This window comes from Skermania piniformis (assembly GCF_019285775.1).
Taxonomy (GTDB): domain Bacteria; phylum Actinomycetota; class Actinomycetes; order Mycobacteriales; family Mycobacteriaceae; genus Skermania; species Skermania pinensis.
In genome coordinates this window covers 1,471,342-1,490,815 of sequence record NZ_CP079105.1, presented here as the reverse complement: position 1 = coordinate 1,490,815, position 19,474 = coordinate 1,471,342, and the positions used below count along the sequence as shown (strand labels likewise).

The window sequence follows — 19,474 nt, the reverse complement described above, 5'->3', positions numbered from 1 at the left end:
ACACGCGGCTGCGGCCGCCCGCACCAGCTCGGGGGAATGCCCGGATGTCGCTCCCCGGATCCGCCCCACCGGAGGCTCCGGCGAGCCCGCGTGCGCTGCCGACCCGGGTCCGGGCGTTCCGGGTGTTCCTGCAGACGGCCGAGGGACACGCCGCTGCGCTGGGCACCGTCGGTGCGGTACTGATCACCGTCGGCGGGCTCGGCGCCGGTAGCGTCCGGCGGGTCGATCCGCTGCTGGAGGCCGCACATCTGTCCTGGATGCGGTTCGGCCACGGCTTGGTGCTGGCCACCATCGTGGTGTGGATCGGCGTGCTGGCGATGATCGCCGCCTGGGTTCGGCTCGGCCGAGCGACGCTGGCCGGCCAGGTGACGCTGAACGCGCTGCGCGCCACCGTCGTGCTGTGGGTGACCCCACTGCTCTTCTCGGTGCCGATGTTCAGCCGGGACGCCTACTCCTACCTTGCGCAGGGCGCGTTGTTGCGGGACGGCTTCGACCCGTACGCCGTCGGTCCGGTGGCCAATCCCGGGGTGTTGCTGGACAACGTGAGCGAGGTCTGGACCACCACCACCGCACCGTACGGTCCGGCATTCCTGCTGCTCGGTGAGGGCATCACCACCCTGGTCGGGGACAACGTGGTGGCCGGCACGATGTTGTTGCGGCTGACCATGCTGCCCGGCCTGGCGCTGATGATGTGGGCAATCCCGCACCTGGCGCGGCATCTGGGCGGCAAACCGACGGTTGCGCTCTGGCTGGCCGTGCTCAATCCCCTGGTCCTCGTGCACCTGATCGGCGGGGTGCACAACGAGATGCTGATGGTCGGCTTGATGGCCGCCGGTATCGCGCTGGTCCTGGAGCGTCGGCATGTGGCCGGGATCGTGCTGGTCGCGATCGGCGTCGCGATCAAGGCGACCGCGGGGATCGCGCTGCCGTTCCTCGTGTGGATCTGGATGGTGCACGAACGAGAGCGCCGCGCGCAGCGGTTGGGCGACCGCACGGCCGGGGCCCAAGCCCCGCTGCCCCATCCGTTGTTCATGTTCGCCAAGACCGCCGGGCTCGGCATCGGCGTGTTCGCCGCCGTGTTCGCGACCACCTCGGCGCTGGCCGGGGTCGGGATCGGCTGGCTGACCGCGCTGTCCGGATCGGCCCGGATCGTGAACTGGCTGTCGTTACCGACGATCCTCGCGCACATGGTCACCTGGGTGACGCCGCTGCGGCTCGCGCCGGTGCTGGAGGTGACGCGGCTGGTGTGCGCCGCCGCCCTGCTGATCGCCCTGGTCTGGGCCTGGTGGCGGTTCCGCCGCACCGAACGCGAGGCGGTGCTCGGCATTCTGGTCGCGTTCCTGGCGATCGTCGTGCTCTCCCCCGCGGCCCTGCCGTGGTACTACTCCTGGCCGCTGGCGCTGGGTGCCGGATTTGCGCTGTCCACCGGCACCTCGATGATGCTGGTCGGCCTGTCCACCTGGTTGATGCTGGTGTTCCAGCCGGACGGCTCGATCGGGTTGTACTCGTTCGCTCACGTCGGCCTGGCCGGGTTTGCTGCGTACGTGGCGGCGCGGTCGCTGCGTACCGTGGACCCCCTGCACCTGCGGGCTTCCGCTCCGGCGACGGCGGCACCGGTGGCGACCGCGAGGTGACCGACATCATGACGACCCCGACCTCGACGACCGAGCTGGACGATGCCTACCGACTGTGTCGCCGCCGTGCCGCCCGACACGGTCGCACCTACTATCTGGCGACCCGGCTCCTCCCGGCGCCGCAACGACGAGCGGTCCACGCGTTGTATGCGTTCGCTCGCACCGCCGACGATCTCGTCGATACGACCGGTCCGACCCCGACCGGCGATCCGGCCGCCGAGCTGGATCGGATGGAGGCTCAGCTGCTCGGGCGTGCCGAACCGACCGGTCCGCATCGTCTCGTTCTGCTGGCGGCGATCGACACCATCACGCGGTACCGGATCGATGCCGACTACTTCACCGCGTTCCTGGATTCGATGCGCATGGATCTGCCCGGTTCGCCGCTGTTCTGCAACCGCTACCCGGACATGGCCACGCTGAGTCGCTACATGTACGGCTCGGCCGCGGTGATCGGGCTGCAACTACTGCCGGTGCTGGGCACGGTGGTGCCGCCGGCCCAGGCGGCCGGGCCCGCCGCGGCGCTCGGCGAGGCATTCCAGCTGACCAACTTCCTCCGCGATGTCGCCGAAGATCTGGATCGGGACCGGGTGTACCTGCCGGCGGACGAACTGGCCGCATTCGGGGTCGACGAGGCCTTGTTGCGGCGGTGCCGCACGACCGGCCGCACCGACCGGCGGATGCGTCGCGCACTGACCCATCTGATCGCGGTGAACCGGGCCGGCTACCGGACCGCCGACCCGGGAATCGACCTGCTCGATCCCCGGGTCCGACCTGGGATCCGCACCGCTGCCCGGCTCTACGGCGAGATCCTGGATCGGATCGAGCTGAGCGATTACGCCCTGTTCGACCGCCGGGTCGCGGTCCCCAAACGACGTCGCGCTGCGGTCGCCATAGCGGAATTCGCCGGCGGGACCGCTCACTGACCTACTCGGCCGAACGGCCGGAGCGAGCCCGCGCTATCGGCCTCTGCCGGAACTTTGCTTCGAACTGGCGCGGGACCGCTCGCGCGGCCCCGCCGACCACGATGATAGCCGGTCAAAGCCGACGGACGCCATGGTTTGCCGAAAATTTGCGCCTGCGCGAACCAGTGATCCGTATAAATTCCGGAAAACCAACCGGTTTCTCTGAAACCTGCAACTTTCAGAAAGCCAGGGCCTGCGCCCGCCGCACCACCTCGCGCGCGCTGTGCCCGTGCAACGCGGCGACCGGCGGCCCCGCCAAGCTCTCGTCCGGGGTGTAGAGCCAGCGCAGGATCTCGGCGGGCGCGTAACCGCCGTCGGTCAACACCGAGATCAGCCCGGCCAGGAAGCGCAACACGGTGCCGTCGGTGGCGAAGAAGTCGGCCGGGACCCCGGCGACCCCGCTCCGACGCACCGCGATCAGCTGGCGATCACGGAGCTGCTGGTGCACGCGGCTCACCGACACCCCGAGCCGGGTGGCGACCTCGGACACCGGGACCAGCGACACGGTCGGCGGCAGGACGTCGGCACAGACGGGAAAACTGCTCACCGCGTCACGGTAACCGGTCCGAGCACAACAGATTGCGCCCGATCCGACGGGCGAGCAGAACCGGCCGGGTCGTTCCGGTCGCTACCATCGGGTACCGGATCGCGAACGACGGTCGGATGGAGCGAAGTGGGGTGACGCGGTGCAGGTCGGCGGTGGCCAGTTGACCGGGGTGCTGCTCGAGCGCCGATACCGGATCGACACGCCGATCGCCCGTGGCGGCATGTCGACCGTATTCCGCGGCGTCGACACCCGGCTGGACCGTCCGGTCGCGATCAAGGTGATGGATCCGCGATTCGCCGCCGACCCGCAGTTCCTGGCCCGATTCGAATTCGAAGCTCGTGCGGTGGCCAAGCTGAAGCACCCCGGCCTGGTAGCGGTCTACGACCAGGGCGTCGACCCGACGGCGGCCGGTGAGCCGGTCGCCTTCCTGGTCATGGAGTTGGTCGAGGGCGGCACGCTGCGCGAGCTCTTGAACGAACGCGGACCGATGCCGCCGCACGCGGTCCGCGGCGTCGCCGAGCCGGTGCTGGACGCGCTGGCGGTGGCCCACGCGGCCGGCTTGGTGCATCGCGACGTGAAGCCGGAGAACGTGCTGATCTCCGACTCCGGCGAAGTCAAGATCGCCGACTTCGGCCTGGTCCGTGCGGTGGCGGCATCGACCACCACGTCGAGCAGCGTGATTCTCGGCACCGCCGCCTATCTGTCGCCCGAGCAGGTGATGACCGGCGCCGCAGACGCCCGCAGCGACGTGTATGCGATGGGCGTCCTGATCTTCGAGATGCTGACCGGGCAGACCCCGTTCACCGGCGACACGTCGTTGAGCATCGCCTACCAGCGAATCGATCATGACGTGCCCAGCCCGAGTCGATGCATCGCGGGCGTGCCGGAGCAGTTCGACCATCTGGTCGCAACCGCGACAGCCCGCGATCCGGCGCATCGGTTCCCCGATGCTGCCGCGATGGCGACCGCACTGCGGACCGCGGCGGCCCGGTTACGACTGCCGACCTACCGCGTGCCGGCGCCGCGACAGTCCGCCGAGCATCGCAGTGCCCGATACCTGCGGCCGGTCGCGGCCACCGTCGCCGGCACCCCGACCGCCGCCCTGGCAGGTGCCCGAACGGTCACCGCCGGGGCGGGCGGAGCGCCGGTTGCCGTGGCTGCCCGACCACCCCGACATACCCGGGTCGTCACCGCACCGACCGATCGCACCGGCTTACCGGTGCGACCGTTTCCCCCGATCGGTCCGCCGCCCAACCTTCGCGGCGGCCCGCCGACACCACGCCGTGGCCGACGGCGGGTCGCCTTCTGGCTGGCTGCGCTGCTGGTTGTGGCCGGCCTCGCCGGCGGCACCGGCTGGTGGTACAGCGCGGGCCGGATGTCGGCGGTTCCGGAGACCGCCGGCATGGCGCCGGCCGCCGCCACCGCAGCCCTGGAGTCCGCCGGCTTCACCGGTCGAACGCAACAGCAGCACTCCGACACCGTGCCCGCACAAACCGTGATCGGCACCGAACCCGACGCCGGTCGGCAGGTGCCCCGCGGTTCCACGATCGCCGTGCTGGTCTCGCTGGGCCGACCGATGGTGCCGCAGATCTCCGCCGGGACCCCGATCGCCGTGGCGCAACGCCAGATCATCGATGCCGGTCTACAGCCGACCGACGGCGGCGAAGCGTTCAGCACCCAAGCCCCGATCGGCACGGTCGCCCGCGTCGACCCGGCACCGGGGACCGCACTGACGGTCGGTTCGGCGGTGAAGGTCGTGCGCAGCCGCGGCGCACCGCCGGTCGAGCTGCCGGATCTGTCCGGCAAATCGGTCGCCGAAGCGGCCGCTGCGCTGGAGAAACTGGGGCTGGTCGTCGCCGGCAGTCGCGAAGAGTTCGATGCCGAGGTGGACGGCGGCGACGTGATCGGCACCGATCCGGCATCGGGGTCCGAGGTCCACGCCGGCGACTCGGTCACCCTGATCATCTCGAACGCGGTGCGGGTGCCGCTGCTGCTCGGCCGCACGGTGAACTCCGCCCGGGACACACTCAGCGACGCCGGATTGCGGGCCGAGGTCCGCCGCAACAGCGGCGGCTCCAGCCTGGTGATCGGCCAGACTCCCGGCGGCGCCGGCAACCGGGTCGAGCCCGGCTCGACGGTGACACTTACCGCCTGGCCCTGACCGACTCGGTCAGTCGCGCAGCATCTCCGCGACCAGGAATGCCAGCTCCAGCGACTGCTGAGTGTTCAACCGCGGATCGCACGCGGTCTCGTACCGGCCGGACAGGTCCAGATCGGAGATGTCCTGCGCCCCGCCGAGGCACTCGGTGACGTTCTCCCCGGTCAGCTCGATGTGGATACCGCCCGGGTGGGTGCCCAGCCCCCGATGCACCTCGAAGAAGCCCTGCACCTCGTCGACGATCCGATCGAAATGCCGGGTCTTGAACCCGGTGGACGACTCGTGGGTGTTGCCGTGCATCGGATCGCACTGCCAGATCACCTGATGCCCGGACGCCTGCACCTTCTCCACGATCGCCGGCAGCACGTCCCGGACCCGCCCGTTGCCCATCCGCGACACCAGGGTCAGCCGGCCCGGCCGATTCGCCGGATCGAGGCGCTCGACGTACTCCACCGCCTCGGCCGGGCTGGTCGTCGGACCGATCTTGACGCCGATCGGATTGGCCAGCAGTTCAGCCAGCGCGATATGTGCCCCGTCGAGTTGCCGGGTGCGCTCGCCGACCCAGAGGAAATGCGCGGAAAGGTCGTAGAGCGCCGGCCGGCCGGCCGGGTCGTCGGCGAGCCGGAGCATGGCCCGCTCGTAGTCCAGCACCAACGCCTCGTGACTGGCATAGAGCTGCACGGTCTGCAGATTGGTGTCGGTCACCCGGCAGGCGTCCATGAACCGCAGCCCCCGATCGATCTCGGCGGCCATCGCTTCGTACCGGGCGCCGGCCGGGGACTGCGCGACGAACTCCCGGTTCCATTCGTGAACTTTGTGCAGGTCGGCCATCCCGTGCCCGGTCAATGCCCGGGTCAGGTTCATCGCTGCACTCGCATTGGCGTACGCGCGAACCAACCGGGACGGATCGTGCTCGCGCAGCGCCGGATCGGCCACCAGCGAGTTCACCATGTCGCCGCGATAGGACCGCAGACCGAGCGAATCGGTGTCCGACGAGCGCGGCTTCGCGTACTGCCCGGCGATCCGGGCAACCTTGATCACCGGCAGGCTGGCCCCGTACGTGAGCACCACCGCCATCTGCAACAAGGTCCGAATATTGCCCCGGATGTGGGGCTCGGTGTTGTCGGCGAAGGTCTCCGCACAATCACCGCCCTGCAGCAGGAACGCCTCACCGCGGGCGACTGCGGCGAGCTGATTTGCCAGGTCGTCCACCTCGCTCGGCACGGTGATCGGTGGCACGCTCTCCAGCACGGTCCGCATCGCGGCAGCCTGATCGGCCGGCCAGGAAGGTTGCTGCACCGCCGGCCGAGCCAACGCCGCGTCCAGCCGGGCACGCAGCTCGGCCGGCAACGGCGGGAGTTCGGGCAGGCGATCGATCGGAACATCGACGGTCCAGTTCACCGGACCAGAATATTCTTTGTCGCAACCACCCGGCCCGACCAGCCGGTGATCATGATCACGCCACCGACGAAACCCGGCCGTCCGGCCCTGGCATAGTGATAGCCCGTGTCTTCGTCCGCCCCGGTCCCGGTTCGCTATTTCTACGACTGCGAGTTCATCGAGGATGGCACCACCATCGACCTGGTGTCGATCGGCGTGGTCGCCGAGGACGGTCGGGAGTTCTACGCCGTATCCACCGAATTCGACCCCGAACGAGCCGGTTGGTGGGTGCGCCGCAACGTGCTGCCGAAGCTGCCGCCACCGTCCTCTCCGCTCAACCTGAGCCGGCGGCAGATCCGGGACCGACTGCTCGACTTCCTGGTCCCGACGCCCGACACCAGCCCGGAGCTGTGGGCGTGGATCGGCGCCTACGACCACGTCGCGTTGTGCCAGTTGTGGGGCCCGATGACGGCACTGCCGCGCAGTTTGCCGCGCTTCACCCACGAGCTACGGCAGTACTGGGAGGACGCCGGCCGCCCCCCGCTGCCGGACGCGCCCGTCGACGCACACGACGCACTTGCCGATGCCCGGCACAATCTGGCCCGGTTCAACGCCGTCTCGGCCATCCGCACACGCCCGAAAAATCCCCGCTGAGCTGCACGATGTGGCCCGCTACCGGGCGCCCGGTAAGGTGTCTGCCACGATGCCGTTATCCACTCGTGATCGCCCGTCGGCCACTCCGGACGTGTCTTCCCCGCCGCCGACGCTGCGCCGTTCCCGCGCCGTCTGGCCACGAATAGCAATTCTGGTCGGAGTTTTCGTCGGCGTGCTGTACAACCTGGCCGGTTTCCCCGCGTTCGGTCGGCCCTGGGGTTCGGTCTACCACTTGGACCTCGACGTCTACCGACTGGCCGGCCATGCCTTCCTCAGCGGCGCCGATGTCTACCAAGGGTTGCCGGCGACTCAACTGGGCGTCCCGCTGCCGTTCGTATACCCACCGTTCGCCGCCGTGCTGTTCGGTCCGGGTGCCGAGATGTCGCTGGCTCACCTCGGACTCGCGATGACCGTCCTGTCGATGGTGGCGTTGGCCGCGTCGCTTCTGATCACGTTGCGCTCGCTGGGACTCGGTCCGGCCGGACGGCTCGGCTGGGCCACCGGTGCGGCCGTCGTTGCCTCGTTCGTGCTGGAGCCGGTATTCGCAACGCTGGAGTTCGGCCAGGTGAACCTGATCCTGCTGGCGCTGGTGGCTGCGGACTGCCTGATGCGCCGGACGCCGTGGCCGCGTGGCCTGCTGATCGGCATCGCGGCCGCGGTGAAGCTGACCCCGATCGTCTTCGTGCTCTATCTGTTGCTGCGCCGAGACGTCCGCGCGGCCCTGGTCGCGGTCGCCGGCTTCGCTGCCTGCACTGCGCTGGGCTTCCTCCTCGCCTTCCACGACTCGGTCGAGTTCTGGCGCGGCATGCTGGACGGCGACCAGCGTATGCAGGTCACCGCCTACGTCGGCAACCAGTCGATCGGCGCGGTGCTACTGCGGCTCGGCCTGCCCGGTAACGGCATGCTGTGGCTGCTGACCGCGGCGGTGGTCGGTGCGCTGACCATGCTCGGCATGCGGCGCGCGCTGCGCGGCGGCCGAACCGCGCTGGCCTTCGGGATCAACGGGGTCGGTGGACTGTTGGTCTCTCCGGTCGCCTGGTCACATCACTGGGTGTATGCCGTTCCGCTGTTGCTGGCGCTCGGGTACGAAGCGTGGCGCACCCGGAGTCGGCTGCTGGCGCTGACGCTCGTGCTCGGGCTGGTGATGTTCCACTTCGCGCCGCACTTCCGGATCGGCTACTGGCGCCAGGACGGGATCGGCTACTCGCTCACCGATCAGCTCGCGATGGATTCCTACGTCTGGTGGGGTCTGGCGCTGTTGGTGGTCGCGGTCAGCTATCGCGCCCGGCACCGGCACGCTCTGCCGGCCACCACATCGACCTCCACCGGCGCACTGACGTCGGCATAACCCCGCCCGGCTGGACCTACGACTGCGACGATGGTCGGATGTCTCAGCTACAGAACGTGGCCAGGTTTGTCGGAGCGACCTGTATCGGTATCGCTACCCTTCAGATGGTCGCCGGCACCCGCATCGAACCGGGAATGGTCGACGACGATCCGACCGTGGACTCGCATGTGCGGTTCATGGGCGCCATCTTCGCCGGCTACGGACTGAACTGGCTCGGTGCCGCCTCGCCCACCGGGGACGTCGCCCGGATGCGCACCCTTGCCGGGTTGATGGCGCTGGGCGGCGCCGCTCGGCTCGGCACCCGAGCCCGAATGGGCCGTCCGCATCGGTTCCACGATCTGCTGCTGGCGATCGAACTCGCCGCGCCGGGGCTGGTCGAAGTCGCTGCACGAAACGACCGCCGCGCTCTCGGATCGAGCGCGGCGGTCTGAATCGATCGATGCGAGCCGGCGCCGGCCGGCTCGCATCTCGGCTACCTATCCGTGATCTCCGTTACCCGAGCGACCATTCCCGGCGCTGCCGTTGCCGTTGCCGTTGTGGCCGTTGCCCATCGCGCGATCCTGGATCTCGGTGAGCACCGCCAGCTGCCGATGCTCGGCGTTCTCGTCGGCCTCGGCCAGTGCCGTGCTCTGCGCCGCCGGATCGGCCCGCAAGAAGCTGCCCGAACCGGGCTTGCCGGCGAAACCGAGCTGATTCATCTTGCGCGGCACCGCCGCACCTTCGTAGTCGAGCGGAATCGGGTGGCCGTGCCCGTCTACCGGGCCGAGCGGCTGATGCACCTCGATGTACTCGCCGTGCGGCAACCGCTTGATCACGCCGGTCTCGATTCCGTGCTCCAGGATCTGCCGGTCTGCCCGCTGTAGCCCGAGACAGATCCGGTAGGTCACGAAGTAGGCGATCGGCGGGACGATCAGCACACCGATCCGGCCCATCCAGGTAGTCGCGTTCAACGAGATGTCGAACTTCAACGCGATCACGTCGTTGCAGGCGGACAAGGTGAGCACGACATAGAACGCGATCGCCATCGCACCGATCGCGGTCCGGACCGGCACGTCCCGCGGCCGTTGCAGCAGGTTGTGCGGCGCGTCGTCGCCGGTGAGCCTTCGCTCGATCCACGGGTAGCCGACCATCACGCCCATCACCAGGCCCATGATCACTGCCACCCAGAACACGGCCGGCACGGTGTGGTTACCGATATAGATCTCCCAGGCAGGCCAGATGCGGGCCATGCCTTCGGTCCAGAGCATGTAGAAGTCGGGCTGCGAACCTGCCGAGACCTGTGCCGGGTTGTACGGACCCAGGTTCCAGATCGCGTTGATCTGGAACAAGCCCGACATCAACGCCAGCACGCCGATGGTGGTCATCATCAGCGCGGTCTGCTCGAACAGGAACACCGGCAGAATACGCACGCCGACGACGTTGTTCTCGGTGCGGCCCGGACCGGGGAACTGGGTGTGCTTCTGGAACCACACCAGCGCAACGTGCAACGCCACGATCAACAAGATCAAGCCCGGGAAGATCAGCACGTGGATGATGTACATCCGCGGGATGATGATCATGCCGGGGAAGTCGCCGCCGAACAGCGCCCAGTGCAGCCAGGTGCCGACGACCGGCACGCTCATCGTGATGCCGGACAGGGCGGCGCGGATGCCGATGCCGGAGAGCAGGTCGTCCGGCAGGGAGTAACCGAAGAAGCCCTCGAACATCGCCAGGATCAGCAGCAGGCTGCCGAGCACCCAGTTGCCTTCACGCGGCCGCCGGAAGGCGCCGGTGAAGAAGATCCGGAACATGTGCGCGATGATCGACACCGCGAAGAGCAACGCGGCCCAGTGATGGATCTGTCGCACGAACAGCCCGCCGCGCACCTCGAACGAAATGTCGAGCGCCGACGAGTAGGCCGCCGACATGTGCACCCCACGCAGCGGCTGATACACCCCGTCGTAGACGACCTCCTTCATCGACGGATCGAAGAAGAGCGCGAGGTAGATGCCGGACAGGATCAAGATGATCAAGCTGAACATCGCGATCTCGCCGAGCAGGAAAGACCAGTGCGTCGGGAACACCTTGTTCATCGCCCGGCGCATGCCGGCGGCCACGTGATAACGCGAGTCGATGCCGTCCGCCTGCGCGGCGGCCTTACGCGAAATCGTGTCGGACATTGCGCTCATGGTCGACGCTCCCAGTAGGCCGGGCCGAGAGGTTCGATGAAGTCGCCGTTGGCGACGAGGAACCCTTCTTCGTTAACAGTAATGGGTAGCTGCGGTAGCGCGCGAGCGGCCGGCCCGAATACCGGCTTTCCCCAGTGCGTGGCGCTGAACTGCGACTGGTGGCACGGGCAGAGAATCCGATTGGTCTGCTGCTCGTACAGCGAGGTCGGGCAGCCGAGATGAGTGCAGATCTTCGAGTAGGCCCAGTAATCGCCGTAGTTGAAGCTTTCCTGCCCCTTCCGCTTGAGCGCGCTCTCGGAATCGGCAGTACGCAACCGCAGCAACATCACAGCATTGCGCGGCGCTCGCAGCGCGTGCACCAGCTTCTCCTCGTCGCCCCGATCGGTCTCGCGGAACGGGAAGACGGTCTCCATCGCACCGGCGTCCAGATCTTCCGGCCGGACCAACACCACGTCGCTGGGGCGGCCGGTGTCCCGGCGCAGGTAGATCGTCTGGCCGGGATAGTCCGGAGTCCAGCCCGATACCCACAGCGGGGACTTGTCCCCCTTGGCCCACGGGTTCTTGATCAGGCCGCCGAGGAAGGCCATCCCGGCGCCGAGGCCCATCACACTCAGACCCAACGCGCCGGTCCGGATGATCAACCGCCGCCGACCCAGGGTGGAGGTTTGGGCCGCGTCGCCGAGAATCGCGGTCAGCGTTTTGCGGTCGACCTCCGCGGAACGGCCGCCGTGCCGCTCCTGCACGGAGATTTCCTCCGGGATGAACTTCTTCCGGATCAATGCCAACGCGATACCGATCGAGACCACCGAGATGCCCAGGGTCAGCCCGTAGAGCGGGGTCGTCAGCGAATACATCACGTAATCCGGATCGCCCGGACCTTGGTACTTCCACGGCCAGAACAGAAAGATGCCGATGAAGGCCAGCCCCGACAGCGCGGCCAAGCCGAACCACCCGGCGACCAGACGCTCGGCGCGCCGCTCGGCCAGGCTGGCTCGAACCGGCCAGCGATCGCGGCGGTACGCCACGGTCACGCCGTCCATGTTGGTACCGAGTTCGACCAGCTGATCGCGGCTCATCTCGGCGAGCTCGGCGTCGCTCGGCCGACGCTCGGTGCTGGTCTCGTCGCTCATTTACGTGCTCCAATCCACAGGGCGGCGCCGACCAGCGAACCCAGCCCGACGATCCAGATGGCCAGACTCTCCGTGGTGGGGCCGAAGCCGCCGAGCCCGTAGCCACCCTGCGGGTAGGTTTCGGTGGCCGCCTTGACGTAGGCGACGATGTCGCGCTTCTCTTCCGGCGTGAGCTGCCGGTCGGAGAATTTCGGCATGTTCTGCGGGCCGGTCAGCATCGCGGTGTAGATCTGCTGCTCGCTGGCCGGCGCCAGCGGCGGCGCGTACTTTCCGCCCGACAGCGCACCACCCTTGCCGGTGAAGTTGTGGCAGGAGGCACAGTTCATCCGGAACAGCTCGCCGCCGCGGGCCTGGTCGTCACCGCGCAACGATGCTTCGGCGATCTCGCCGTTCGCGTCGCGGATCACGGTCGGGCCGCCGCCGTTGGCCTGGATGTAGGCGCCCAGTGCGTCGGTTTCGGCCGCGTCGAACTTGGGGTCCTTGCGCTCGAGCTGCGCACTGTTCGCGGCAGCCGGCATCCGCCCCGACGACACCTGGAAGTACACCGCGGCGTCGCCCACCCCGATCAGGCTGGGGCCGCGGTCGATCTCGCCCTGCAGGTTCGCCCCGTGGCAGGTGATGCAGGAGTTGTCGTAGAGCTGCTTGCCCTCTCGAATCAGCGCGGCCTGGTCGGCTTCCGCCGTCGCAACCTGCGCTTTCGGCGTGAACAGGGCTGCCAACAAGCCGGCCGCCACCAATCCCATCAGCAGCGTCAACGCCCCCGCGATGCGGCGGCGCATCTTGCGGCGACGACGATCCCGGCGTGGGTCGGTCGGCGAAGCGGGTGGGGGAGACGGCGTCATCTGTATCCCTTTGGGCTAGTCGGCAGGCTGCGGTGGTCGATCATGCGGCTATCGGACGAAGTAGATCGTGGCGAACAGACCGATCCACACGATGTCGACGAAATGCCAGTAGTAGGAGACGACGATCGCCGCAGTGGCCTGGGCCGGAGTGAACTTACTCAACGTCGTCCGCACGAGCAGGAAGATGAACGCGATCAGGCCGCCGATGACGTGCAGGCCGTGAAAGCCGGTGGTCATGTAGAAGACGGAGCCGTACACGCTGCTGGAGATCGAGGTGCCCTCGTGCACCAGGTGCCAGTACTCGTAGCCCTGTCCGCCGACGAAGAAGGCACCCATGAAAAAGGTCAGCAGGTACCAGCGGCGCAGCCCGAACACGTCACCGCGCTCGGCCGCGAACACGCCCATCTGACAGGTGAACGACGACGCGATGAGCACCGCCGTAACCGGCACGGCCAGAGCCAGATTCAGCTCGGTCGGCTCCGGCGGCCAGCCCAGTTCCGGACTCTGCTGAGCACGCGCGACGAAGTACATCGCGAACAGGCCGGCGAAGAACATCAGCTCGCTGGAGAGCCAGATGATCGTGCCCACGCTGACGATATTGGGCCGGTTCAGCGAATGCACACGCTGGGTGATAGCCGTTCCTGGCGTGCCTACTGCGGTCGTCACGGGCGTAAGTATGACTCTTCGTAGTACCGATCACGTACCCGGGTGCGAAACTCGCTGTGCCGTGTCGGTTCCGCGACGACGACCGGGTACCGGCGAGTGGTCACGCCCCGCCGCATGTCCGAGTCGGCACTACGCTGGCCGGCATGAACGCAGGTCGAAGCTGGCCGGAAGTCCTCGGCGTCCTCACCGAGCGAGGGGACCTCGACGCCGCCGCGGCGAACTGGGCGATGGACGCGATCATGCGAGACGACGCGACCGCGGCGCAGATCGCCGCGTTCGGCGTCGCGATGCGGATGAAAGGGCCCACCGCGACCGAACTGGACGGGCTCGCCACCGCCATGTTGAGCCACGCGCGGCGGGTGTCTTTACCCGTCGCCGCCGTCGACGTGGTCGGTACCGGTGGTGATCGGTCCGGCACGGTGAACATTTCGTCGATGGCGGCGATCGTCGTCGCCGCCGCCGGTGCGCCGGTGGTCAAGCACGGCAACCGGGCGCAGTCCTCACGCAGCGGTGGCGCAGACGTACTGGAGGCGCTGGGCGTGCGGATCGATCTCGGTCCCGAGGCGATCGCCACCTGCGTCGCCGAGACCGGGATCGGGTTCTGCTTCGCGCCGGTGTTCCATCCGGCATTGCGCTTCGCCGGACCGGCCCGGCGCGAGATCGGCATTCCGACGGTGTTCAACGTGCTGGGTCCGCTGACCAATCCGGCGCAGCCCGGCGCGGCCCTGATCGGTTGTGCCTTCGCCGATCTGCTGCCGGTGCTGGCACAGGTGTTCGCCGAGCGGGGCACCCGGGCGTTGGTGGTGCGTGGCGACGACGGCCTGGACGAGCTCACCACCACCGGCACCACCCGGGTGCTCGCCGTCGCCGACGGTGCCGTCGCCGAGATGCTCGTCGACCCGGCCGAGTTGGGGCTCGACCGGGTGCCGGCGGCAGCGTTACGCGGTGGCGATGCCGAGGTCAACGCCGCCGCCGCCCGCAAGCTGCTCGCCGGCGAACCCGGCCCGGTACGGGACGCGGTGCTGCTGAATGCGGCCGGCGCGCTCGCGGCGTTCGACGGCTGGGCCGACGATCTCACCGCAGCACTGGCGGCAAACCTGGTCCGCGCCGCTGCCACGGTCGATTCCGGGGCAGCCGCAGCGTTGTTGGACCGCTGGGCCGAGCTCAGCCACCGGCTGGCCCCGGTCGCGTCCTGAACCTGGATCGGCCGGACGGGCCCGACCGGGTCACACCACGCCACGGCATCACGGCGACCGAGCACGTTCGCCGTCGGCGGCGGCGCGGGCCCGGGCAGCCCACCCGGCCCAACGGGCGGCGCCGTACACCGGCTCGGCGTAGCCGTCACTGGTCCGGACTATCCGGGTACCCGGCCGAGTGAGCCAGCGCACCAACAGCCCGGTTTCGTCCGGCAGCGCACCATGCAGGGTCGAACCGTCCGGCACCACCGTTTCGGCGGCCGCCGCCAGCTGCTCGACCACCGGCATCGGCGGCACTCCCGGACGGGCGACGCCGGCCGCCGCCAGCCGGCCGTAGCGGATCACGGCGAGTTCCCACCCGCCACCCGGGCCCGGGTGCGCACCGACGAGCTCGGCCACCGCAGCCAGCCCGGCGAGGCGTTGGCATCGGTGTAACGCAGTGATCAACGCGACCGCCCGGTCTCGGGCCCGGGCGGCGGCCTCGAACTGCCCGGCGGCCGCCAATCCGGCCACCTCGTCGTGCAACTCGGCAAGCACCGCATCGGACTCCCCGGCGAGCAGTGCGCGCAGCCGGGCCGGACCGGGCTGGTACTCCCCCGGCTCGGCGAGCCCACCGGCCGCGCAACCGCCGACCGGTTCGACCCTGCAGGCGTGCCGCCCGCGGCGGCCGATCCGGCCGGTGCAGGTGCGGAGCCGGCACATCCGGGCCAACGTGTCGGCGACCGCGGCGGCGTCGCCCCGCGAACCGAACGGACCCAATGCGGCCGGCGCCGGGGTTCGGCTCAGCATGCAGCGAGCGAACGGCTCGTCGGTCAGCGTCAGCCACCAGGCCCGCTTCGGGAATCGCGAGCGCCGGTTGTACGGCGGCGCGTGCGCCCGGAGCAGTCGCAGCTCCCGCACTCCGGCCTCCAACGGGTGGGCACATTCGACGTGGTCGACCCGCTCGGCCAGCGCGACCATCTCACGCATCCGGCTCCGGGTTTCCGATCCGGTGAAATAGCTACGGACCCGGCGTTGCAGGTCGGTCGCCGTCCCGACGTAGAGCACCTCGCCGCCCGGGCCACGGAACAGATACACCCCCGGCCGGCGGGGCAGGCCGGCCGCGAGCGTGCGCTTGGCGCGGTGCCCGGCCGGCACGCCCGGCAGATAGGCCACCAGCTCGGCGTAGCTGTGCACCCCTTGGTTGCCGACCCGGGCGATCAGGGCATGCAGGACGTCCACGGTCGCTCGCGCATCGTCCAGCGCGCGATGGCTGGGGGCGGTGCCGGCCTGCAACAACGTCGCCAGCGCGCCGAGCCGGACCGACGGCGCCTCCTCCCGACTGAGCACCCGCCGAGCCAGCTTGACCGTGCACAGCACACGGAATCTCGGCCACGCCGTCGCGCAGCGAGTTGCCGCGGCGCGCAGGAACCCGATGTCGAAGCCGGCGTTGTGGGCGACCAGGACAGCGCCGGCGGCAAACTCCAGAAAGCTGGGCAGCACCCGCTCGATCGGCGGCGCATCGTAGGTCATCGCGGTGGTGATCCCGGTCAGCTCGGTGATCGCCGGCGGGATCGATCGCCCGGGGTCGACCAAGGTGTGCAACTCGCCGAGCACCACGCCACCCCGCACCTTCACCGCGCCGATCTCGGTGATCGCATCGTCGGCTGCGCTGCCGCCGGTGGTCTCCAGATCGACCACCACGAAGGTGGTGTCGAACAGGGATTGGTCCAGTTCGTCGAAGCTCAATTGCCGGTCGGTGGGCACATGGTCGAAGCTATCCGGCGGCACCGACAGATATCCGGCCCGCACGGGCAGCCGCGGCGGTGTGCACGATGGCGGTGTGCACGATGTCGGGAGGTCCATCCATGCAGCGACGACAGCTGATTCGGCGACCGGGCCTGGGACAACTGATCCGGCCGGTGAGCCTGTCGCATGTCAACGATCCCGCCACGACGCCGATCTTCCCGGGTGACCCCGAGTTCACCCTGGAGACCGCCGCGACCGTCGATACCGACGGCTACTACCTGCAGCAGGTCACCGAGGGTGAGCACACCGGCACGCATTGGGGCGCACCCGGCCACTTCCGGTCGGGTGGCCTGCTCGCCGACCAGCTCGACCCGGAGGATCTGTTCCTCCCGGCCGTGAAGATCGACATTCGGGCCCGGGCTGCCGGAGACGCGGACTACGCGGTCACCGTCGACGACCTGATCGACTGGGAGCGGGCGAACGGGCCGATCCCGCACGGGGCGGCGGTCATCCTGTGGACCGGCTGGGAATCGCGCTGGGGCACGCCCGCCTACGCCGGCACCGATGCCGCCGGGGTCGCCCATCAGCCGGGTTTCTCGGTCGCGGCGGCGCGCTGGCTGATCGACAATCACCGCCTGGACGTACGCGGCGCACTCGGCACCGACACCTTCGGCCCGGACCTGGGCAACGACGAGACCTACCCGGTCTCCACGCTGCTCTACGACCAGCGCCGGATCAGCCTGGAGAACCTGAACAATCTCGGCGCATTGCCCACCACCGGCGGCTACGTCCTGGTGGGCGGGCCGATCAACCGCGCCGGCTCGGGCTCGCCGGCGACGATCTACGCCCTGATCCCGCGGTGAGCGGCGACCGCTTCCTTCCAGGCGTACATCTCATGGTCCGCGGCGTGCATCAGCGTATCCGGATCCACCGCCGGGTCGCCGCTGTCCCCGTGCACGACGCCGACGCTGGCCCCGACCGTGACCAGGATCCCGTCGATCGGGTACGGCGCGACCAGGTCGGCCCGGATCCGCTCGGCGACCGCATCGGCGTCGGCCGGGAGCATGCCCAACAACACGACGAACTCGTCCCCGCCCAACCGGGCTACGGTGTCGGTCGGCCGGACCGCCGCGCGCAGCCGGTCCGCCGTGGCGGCCAGCAACTGATCGCCGGTGGCGTGGCCGAGCCGGTCGTTGATCGCCTTGAATCCGTTCAGATCGATCATCAACAGGGTGAGCGGGTTGCCGTGCCGCAGGGCCGCCACCGCCCCGGTCAGATTCCGGTACAGCAGTGATCGATTGGCCAAACCGGTCAGCGGGTCGTGATCGGCCCGGTAGGCGAGTTCGGCCTGCGCGGCGGTGATATCGCCGAGCAGGGCGGCGTTCTCGGTCACGGTCAACGCCTGCCGGACCATCAGCAACAATCCGACCGCCCAGGAGACGCCGACGAGCACCGGGTCGACGCTGTCTGCCGAGGTGATCATCCGCACGGCCAACAACGAGATCGCCACCGCGAACAGCGCGTAAGGCAGCACCAGAGCCGGCCGTTCACCCAACGCCGGATGACTGTGGTGCATCGAACGACCCGAGGTTGCGGCCAGTCCGATCATCGCCGGCCCGGCCACGAAGCCCAGGTTTGCCAGGTGGGGCATCGACTCGGCTCCGTTGGCCACCAGATAGGCGAAGATGCTGTCCGAAAACGAGATCGACACGAGCCCGAGGCCGAGCAGCAACAGCTGCGGCCGAATCCGGCGGTCCACCCGCCGGGTCGAGGCGAGGACGACGACCATCACGACCAACACGAGGTCGCTGACCGGATAACCGAGCGCAACCGAGAACGCCAGCGGGGTCGGTCCGCCGGCCGCCACCACCGCGCCGAGCGAGGTGCCCCAGGCGACCATGAAGAAGACGCCGACCACCACCAGTGCATCCAGTACGGAGACCACCCAGACGTGCCGGGCGCCGATCTGCGCCCGGCGCGGCGAGTCGCCGGTCAGCAACAGCAGTGCGAGCAGCGCCATCACCGGCAGCACGAAGAAGCCGAGATCGGCGATCGACGGCGACGGCAGCGGATCTTCCTCGACCAGCTGGAACCAGGCCCACAGGCTCATCCCGACGGTCCAGCCCGCGGTGCCCACGCCCATCGACAGCCGCCAATTGCGTTGCACTCCGCTCAGCCCGCGGGCCGACCACCAGCACGCGAGGGTGCCGAACAAGCCGGCCGCGAACTGTGCCAGGTTGTCCACGATCGACGATGTCCGCTCGTCCAGCCGCCCGGAACCCGCGATCGCCATCACGACCAGCGACCCGACCAGAAGTACGCCCACCCGGGCCAGCAGAGCCCGGTCGGAAGGTTCCTTCGAGACACGCGGCTGGTCCAACGGTTGCCCCTCGGAGTGGGTGTCGTGCCGAGCGACTCGGCGTGGAGTCACGAATGGGACAAAACGAACAAGAACAAAAAGACGCGGGTGATCGAACTCCAGAGTGCACAGGATAGTCGAACTCGGATAACCTGACCGATCCAGCAGGACAATTTTCGGCATCGATTCCACACATCATTGCGCGCCATTCCCGGCGCCCGGTCGACGGCGCCCGACCCGAACCGGCCGAAATATGCCCGAAACATCGGATGCGACGAGCATCACAGCGATACCGAAAAGGAATGGCGATCTTCTCGTGCCGTACCGACCCGGAATACCCGCCGGACCCGCGCCGAGATAGTCGAACAACTGTCGGTAACTGTCATCGATCGAGCAAGCAGAACCGATCTACCCCCTCCGGCCTGCGAAGACTATCAGCCTGGCGGCGTTCATGATCGTTCGGGTCTACCGCCGACGCGCGGTGTACCACCGAATCCGAGACGCGAAGTACCGACTTGTTATCCCACAGTTATCTTGTCGGATGAATCACACAACGGGCCGGCCACATATTGGATGATCATTAAAAATAACTGCCGATGGGTAGATGATCCGGAAATCCCTTCGTAATCTATTCAATGACTTCGCGAGGTCGCCGGCACTCTCCTGGTGCCGCGTCGCGGGGCCGTCACCGCAACCGGTGGC

General features: G+C 68.7%; 16 protein-coding genes. 8 read left to right on the top strand and 8 right to left on the bottom strand.

Annotation, left to right across the window (positions count from 1 at the left end; all coding sequences use genetic code 11):
• Positions 1 to 44 precede the first annotated feature (44 nt).
• A complete protein-coding gene (locus KV203_RS06915; protein WP_066473065.1) occupies positions 45 to 1,634 on the top strand; it encodes an alpha-(1->6)-mannopyranosyltransferase A in 1,590 nt (529 codons plus the stop codon).
• A gap of 8 nt (positions 1,635 to 1,642) precedes the next feature.
• The gene (locus KV203_RS06910) at positions 1,643 to 2,557 is read left to right on the top strand and encodes a phytoene/squalene synthase family protein (RefSeq protein WP_066473268.1); all 915 of its coding nucleotides are present in this window, start codon (positions 1,643 to 1,645) and stop codon (positions 2,555 to 2,557) included.
• A 217-nt stretch (positions 2,558 to 2,774) separates the two neighbouring features.
• Here KV203_RS06910 and KV203_RS06905 read toward each other — a convergent pair whose 3' ends face one another.
• The gene (locus KV203_RS06905) at positions 2,775 to 3,143 is read right to left on the bottom strand and encodes an Rv2175c family DNA-binding protein (protein WP_066473063.1); all 369 of its coding nucleotides are present in this window, start codon (positions 3,141 to 3,143) and stop codon (positions 2,775 to 2,777) included.
• Positions 3,144 to 3,282: 139 nt separating this feature from the next.
• Between KV203_RS06905 and KV203_RS06900 the strand changes: the two genes are divergently transcribed.
• On the top strand, positions 3,283 to 5,304 hold the full coding sequence (locus KV203_RS06900) for a Stk1 family PASTA domain-containing Ser/Thr kinase (protein WP_066473061.1): 2,022 nt from the start codon (positions 3,283 to 3,285) through the stop codon (positions 5,302 to 5,304).
• Between the two features lie 9 nt (positions 5,305 to 5,313).
• Here the strand turns inward: KV203_RS06900 and KV203_RS06895 are convergent, their stop codons facing one another.
• Complete coding sequence (locus KV203_RS06895; RefSeq protein ID WP_066473060.1) at positions 5,314 to 6,702, bottom strand: class II 3-deoxy-7-phosphoheptulonate synthase; 1,389 nt, start codon at positions 6,700 to 6,702, stop codon at positions 5,314 to 5,316.
• A gap of 105 nt (positions 6,703 to 6,807) precedes the next feature.
• Here KV203_RS06895 and KV203_RS06890 point away from each other — a divergent pair, with 105 nt between their 5' ends.
• Genes KV203_RS06890 through KV203_RS06880 form a run of 3 tightly spaced genes read left to right on the top strand, consistent with a single transcriptional unit; the run spans position 6,808 to position 9,114 of the window.
• Positions 6,808 to 7,335 (top strand): polyadenylate-specific 3'-exoribonuclease AS, encoded by a 528-nt coding sequence (locus tag KV203_RS06890; protein WP_218821019.1) that lies wholly within the window; start codon positions 6,808 to 6,810, stop codon positions 7,333 to 7,335.
• Positions 7,336 to 7,384: 49 nt separating this feature from the next.
• Positions 7,385 to 8,683, top strand: a complete 1,299-nt coding sequence (locus KV203_RS06885) for a glycosyltransferase 87 family protein (protein ID WP_169797482.1) — start codon at positions 7,385 to 7,387, stop codon at positions 8,681 to 8,683.
• 38 nt (positions 8,684 to 8,721) lie between these two features.
• The gene (locus KV203_RS06880) at positions 8,722 to 9,114 is read left to right on the top strand and encodes a DUF4345 domain-containing protein (RefSeq protein ID WP_083529927.1); all 393 of its coding nucleotides are present in this window, start codon (positions 8,722 to 8,724) and stop codon (positions 9,112 to 9,114) included.
• Between the two features lie 45 nt (positions 9,115 to 9,159).
• Here the strand turns inward: KV203_RS06880 and qcrB are convergent, their stop codons facing one another.
• From qcrB to ctaE, 4 genes are read right to left on the bottom strand one after another with little or no spacing between them, the layout of a single operon-like run.
• Positions 9,160 to 10,842: a cytochrome bc1 complex cytochrome b subunit gene (qcrB, locus tag KV203_RS06875; RefSeq protein ID WP_066469182.1), complete on the bottom strand. Its 1,683-nt coding sequence runs from the start codon at positions 10,840 to 10,842 to the stop codon at positions 9,160 to 9,162.
• A 5-nt stretch (positions 10,843 to 10,847) separates the two neighbouring features.
• Positions 10,848 to 11,981: a cytochrome bc1 complex Rieske iron-sulfur subunit gene (gene qcrA / locus KV203_RS06870; RefSeq protein ID WP_066468819.1), complete on the bottom strand. Its 1,134-nt coding sequence runs from the start codon at positions 11,979 to 11,981 to the stop codon at positions 10,848 to 10,850.
• The gene (gene qcrC, locus KV203_RS06865; RefSeq protein ID WP_066468821.1) at positions 11,978 to 12,823 is read right to left on the bottom strand and encodes a cytochrome bc1 complex diheme cytochrome c subunit; all 846 of its coding nucleotides are present in this window, start codon (positions 12,821 to 12,823) and stop codon (positions 11,978 to 11,980) included. Before qcrC ends, qcrA begins: the two co-directional genes overlap by 4 nt.
• 48 nt (positions 12,824 to 12,871) lie before the next feature.
• Entirely contained in the window at positions 12,872 to 13,489 is a 618-nt protein-coding gene (gene ctaE, locus KV203_RS06860) for an aa3-type cytochrome oxidase subunit III (RefSeq protein WP_083529928.1), read from the bottom strand.
• 143 nt (positions 13,490 to 13,632) lie between these two features.
• Between ctaE and trpD the strand changes: the two genes are divergently transcribed.
• Positions 13,633 to 14,685, top strand: coding sequence for an anthranilate phosphoribosyltransferase (gene trpD / locus KV203_RS06855; RefSeq protein ID WP_066469183.1), 1,053 nt, complete (start codon positions 13,633 to 13,635; stop codon positions 14,683 to 14,685).
• A gap of 48 nt (positions 14,686 to 14,733) precedes the next feature.
• Here trpD and KV203_RS06850 read toward each other — a convergent pair whose 3' ends face one another.
• Entirely contained in the window at positions 14,734 to 16,530 is a 1,797-nt protein-coding gene (locus tag KV203_RS06850) for a DEDD exonuclease domain-containing protein (RefSeq protein WP_083529929.1), read from the bottom strand.
• A 2-nt stretch (positions 16,531 to 16,532) separates the two neighbouring features.
• Between KV203_RS06850 and KV203_RS06845 the strand changes: the two genes are divergently transcribed.
• Positions 16,533 to 17,276 (top strand): cyclase family protein, encoded by a 744-nt coding sequence (locus KV203_RS06845; protein ID WP_066468825.1) that lies wholly within the window; start codon positions 16,533 to 16,535, stop codon positions 17,274 to 17,276.
• Here KV203_RS06845 and KV203_RS06840 read toward each other — a convergent pair.
• A complete protein-coding gene (locus KV203_RS06840; protein ID WP_169797483.1) occupies positions 17,255 to 18,844 on the bottom strand; it encodes a GGDEF domain-containing protein in 1,590 nt (529 codons plus the stop codon). The two genes, KV203_RS06845 and KV203_RS06840, sit on opposite strands and share 22 nt — an antisense overlap.
• Positions 18,845 to 19,474: the final 630 nt, after the last annotated feature.

Bases quoted from the DNA above. Each gene is read 5' to 3' on its own strand.
- qcrC (WP_066468821.1), bottom strand. From the start codon at position 12,823: ATGACGCCGTCTCCCCCACCCGCTTCGCCGACCGACCCACGCCGGGAT.
- KV203_RS06885 (WP_169797482.1), top strand. From the start codon at position 7,385: ATGCCGTTATCCACTCGTGATCGCCCGTCGGCCACTCCGGACGTGTCT.
- KV203_RS06910 (WP_066473268.1), top strand. From the start codon at position 1,643: ATGACGACCCCGACCTCGACGACCGAGCTGGACGATGCCTACCGACTG.
- qcrA (WP_066468819.1), bottom strand. From the start codon at position 11,981: ATGAGCGACGAGACCAGCACCGAGCGTCGGCCGAGCGACGCCGAGCTC.
- KV203_RS06880 (WP_083529927.1), top strand. From the start codon at position 8,722: ATGTCTCAGCTACAGAACGTGGCCAGGTTTGTCGGAGCGACCTGTATC.
- qcrB (WP_066469182.1), bottom strand. From the start codon at position 10,842: ATGTCCGACACGATTTCGCGTAAGGCCGCCGCGCAGGCGGACGGCATC.
- trpD (WP_066469183.1), top strand. From the start codon at position 13,633: ATGAACGCAGGTCGAAGCTGGCCGGAAGTCCTCGGCGTCCTCACCGAG.
- KV203_RS06850 (WP_083529929.1), bottom strand. From the start codon at position 16,530: ATGGACCTCCCGACATCGTGCACACCGCCATCGTGCACACCGCCGCGG.
- KV203_RS06845 (WP_066468825.1), top strand. From the start codon at position 16,533: ATGCAGCGACGACAGCTGATTCGGCGACCGGGCCTGGGACAACTGATC.
- KV203_RS06915 (WP_066473065.1), top strand. From the start codon at position 45: ATGTCGCTCCCCGGATCCGCCCCACCGGAGGCTCCGGCGAGCCCGCGT.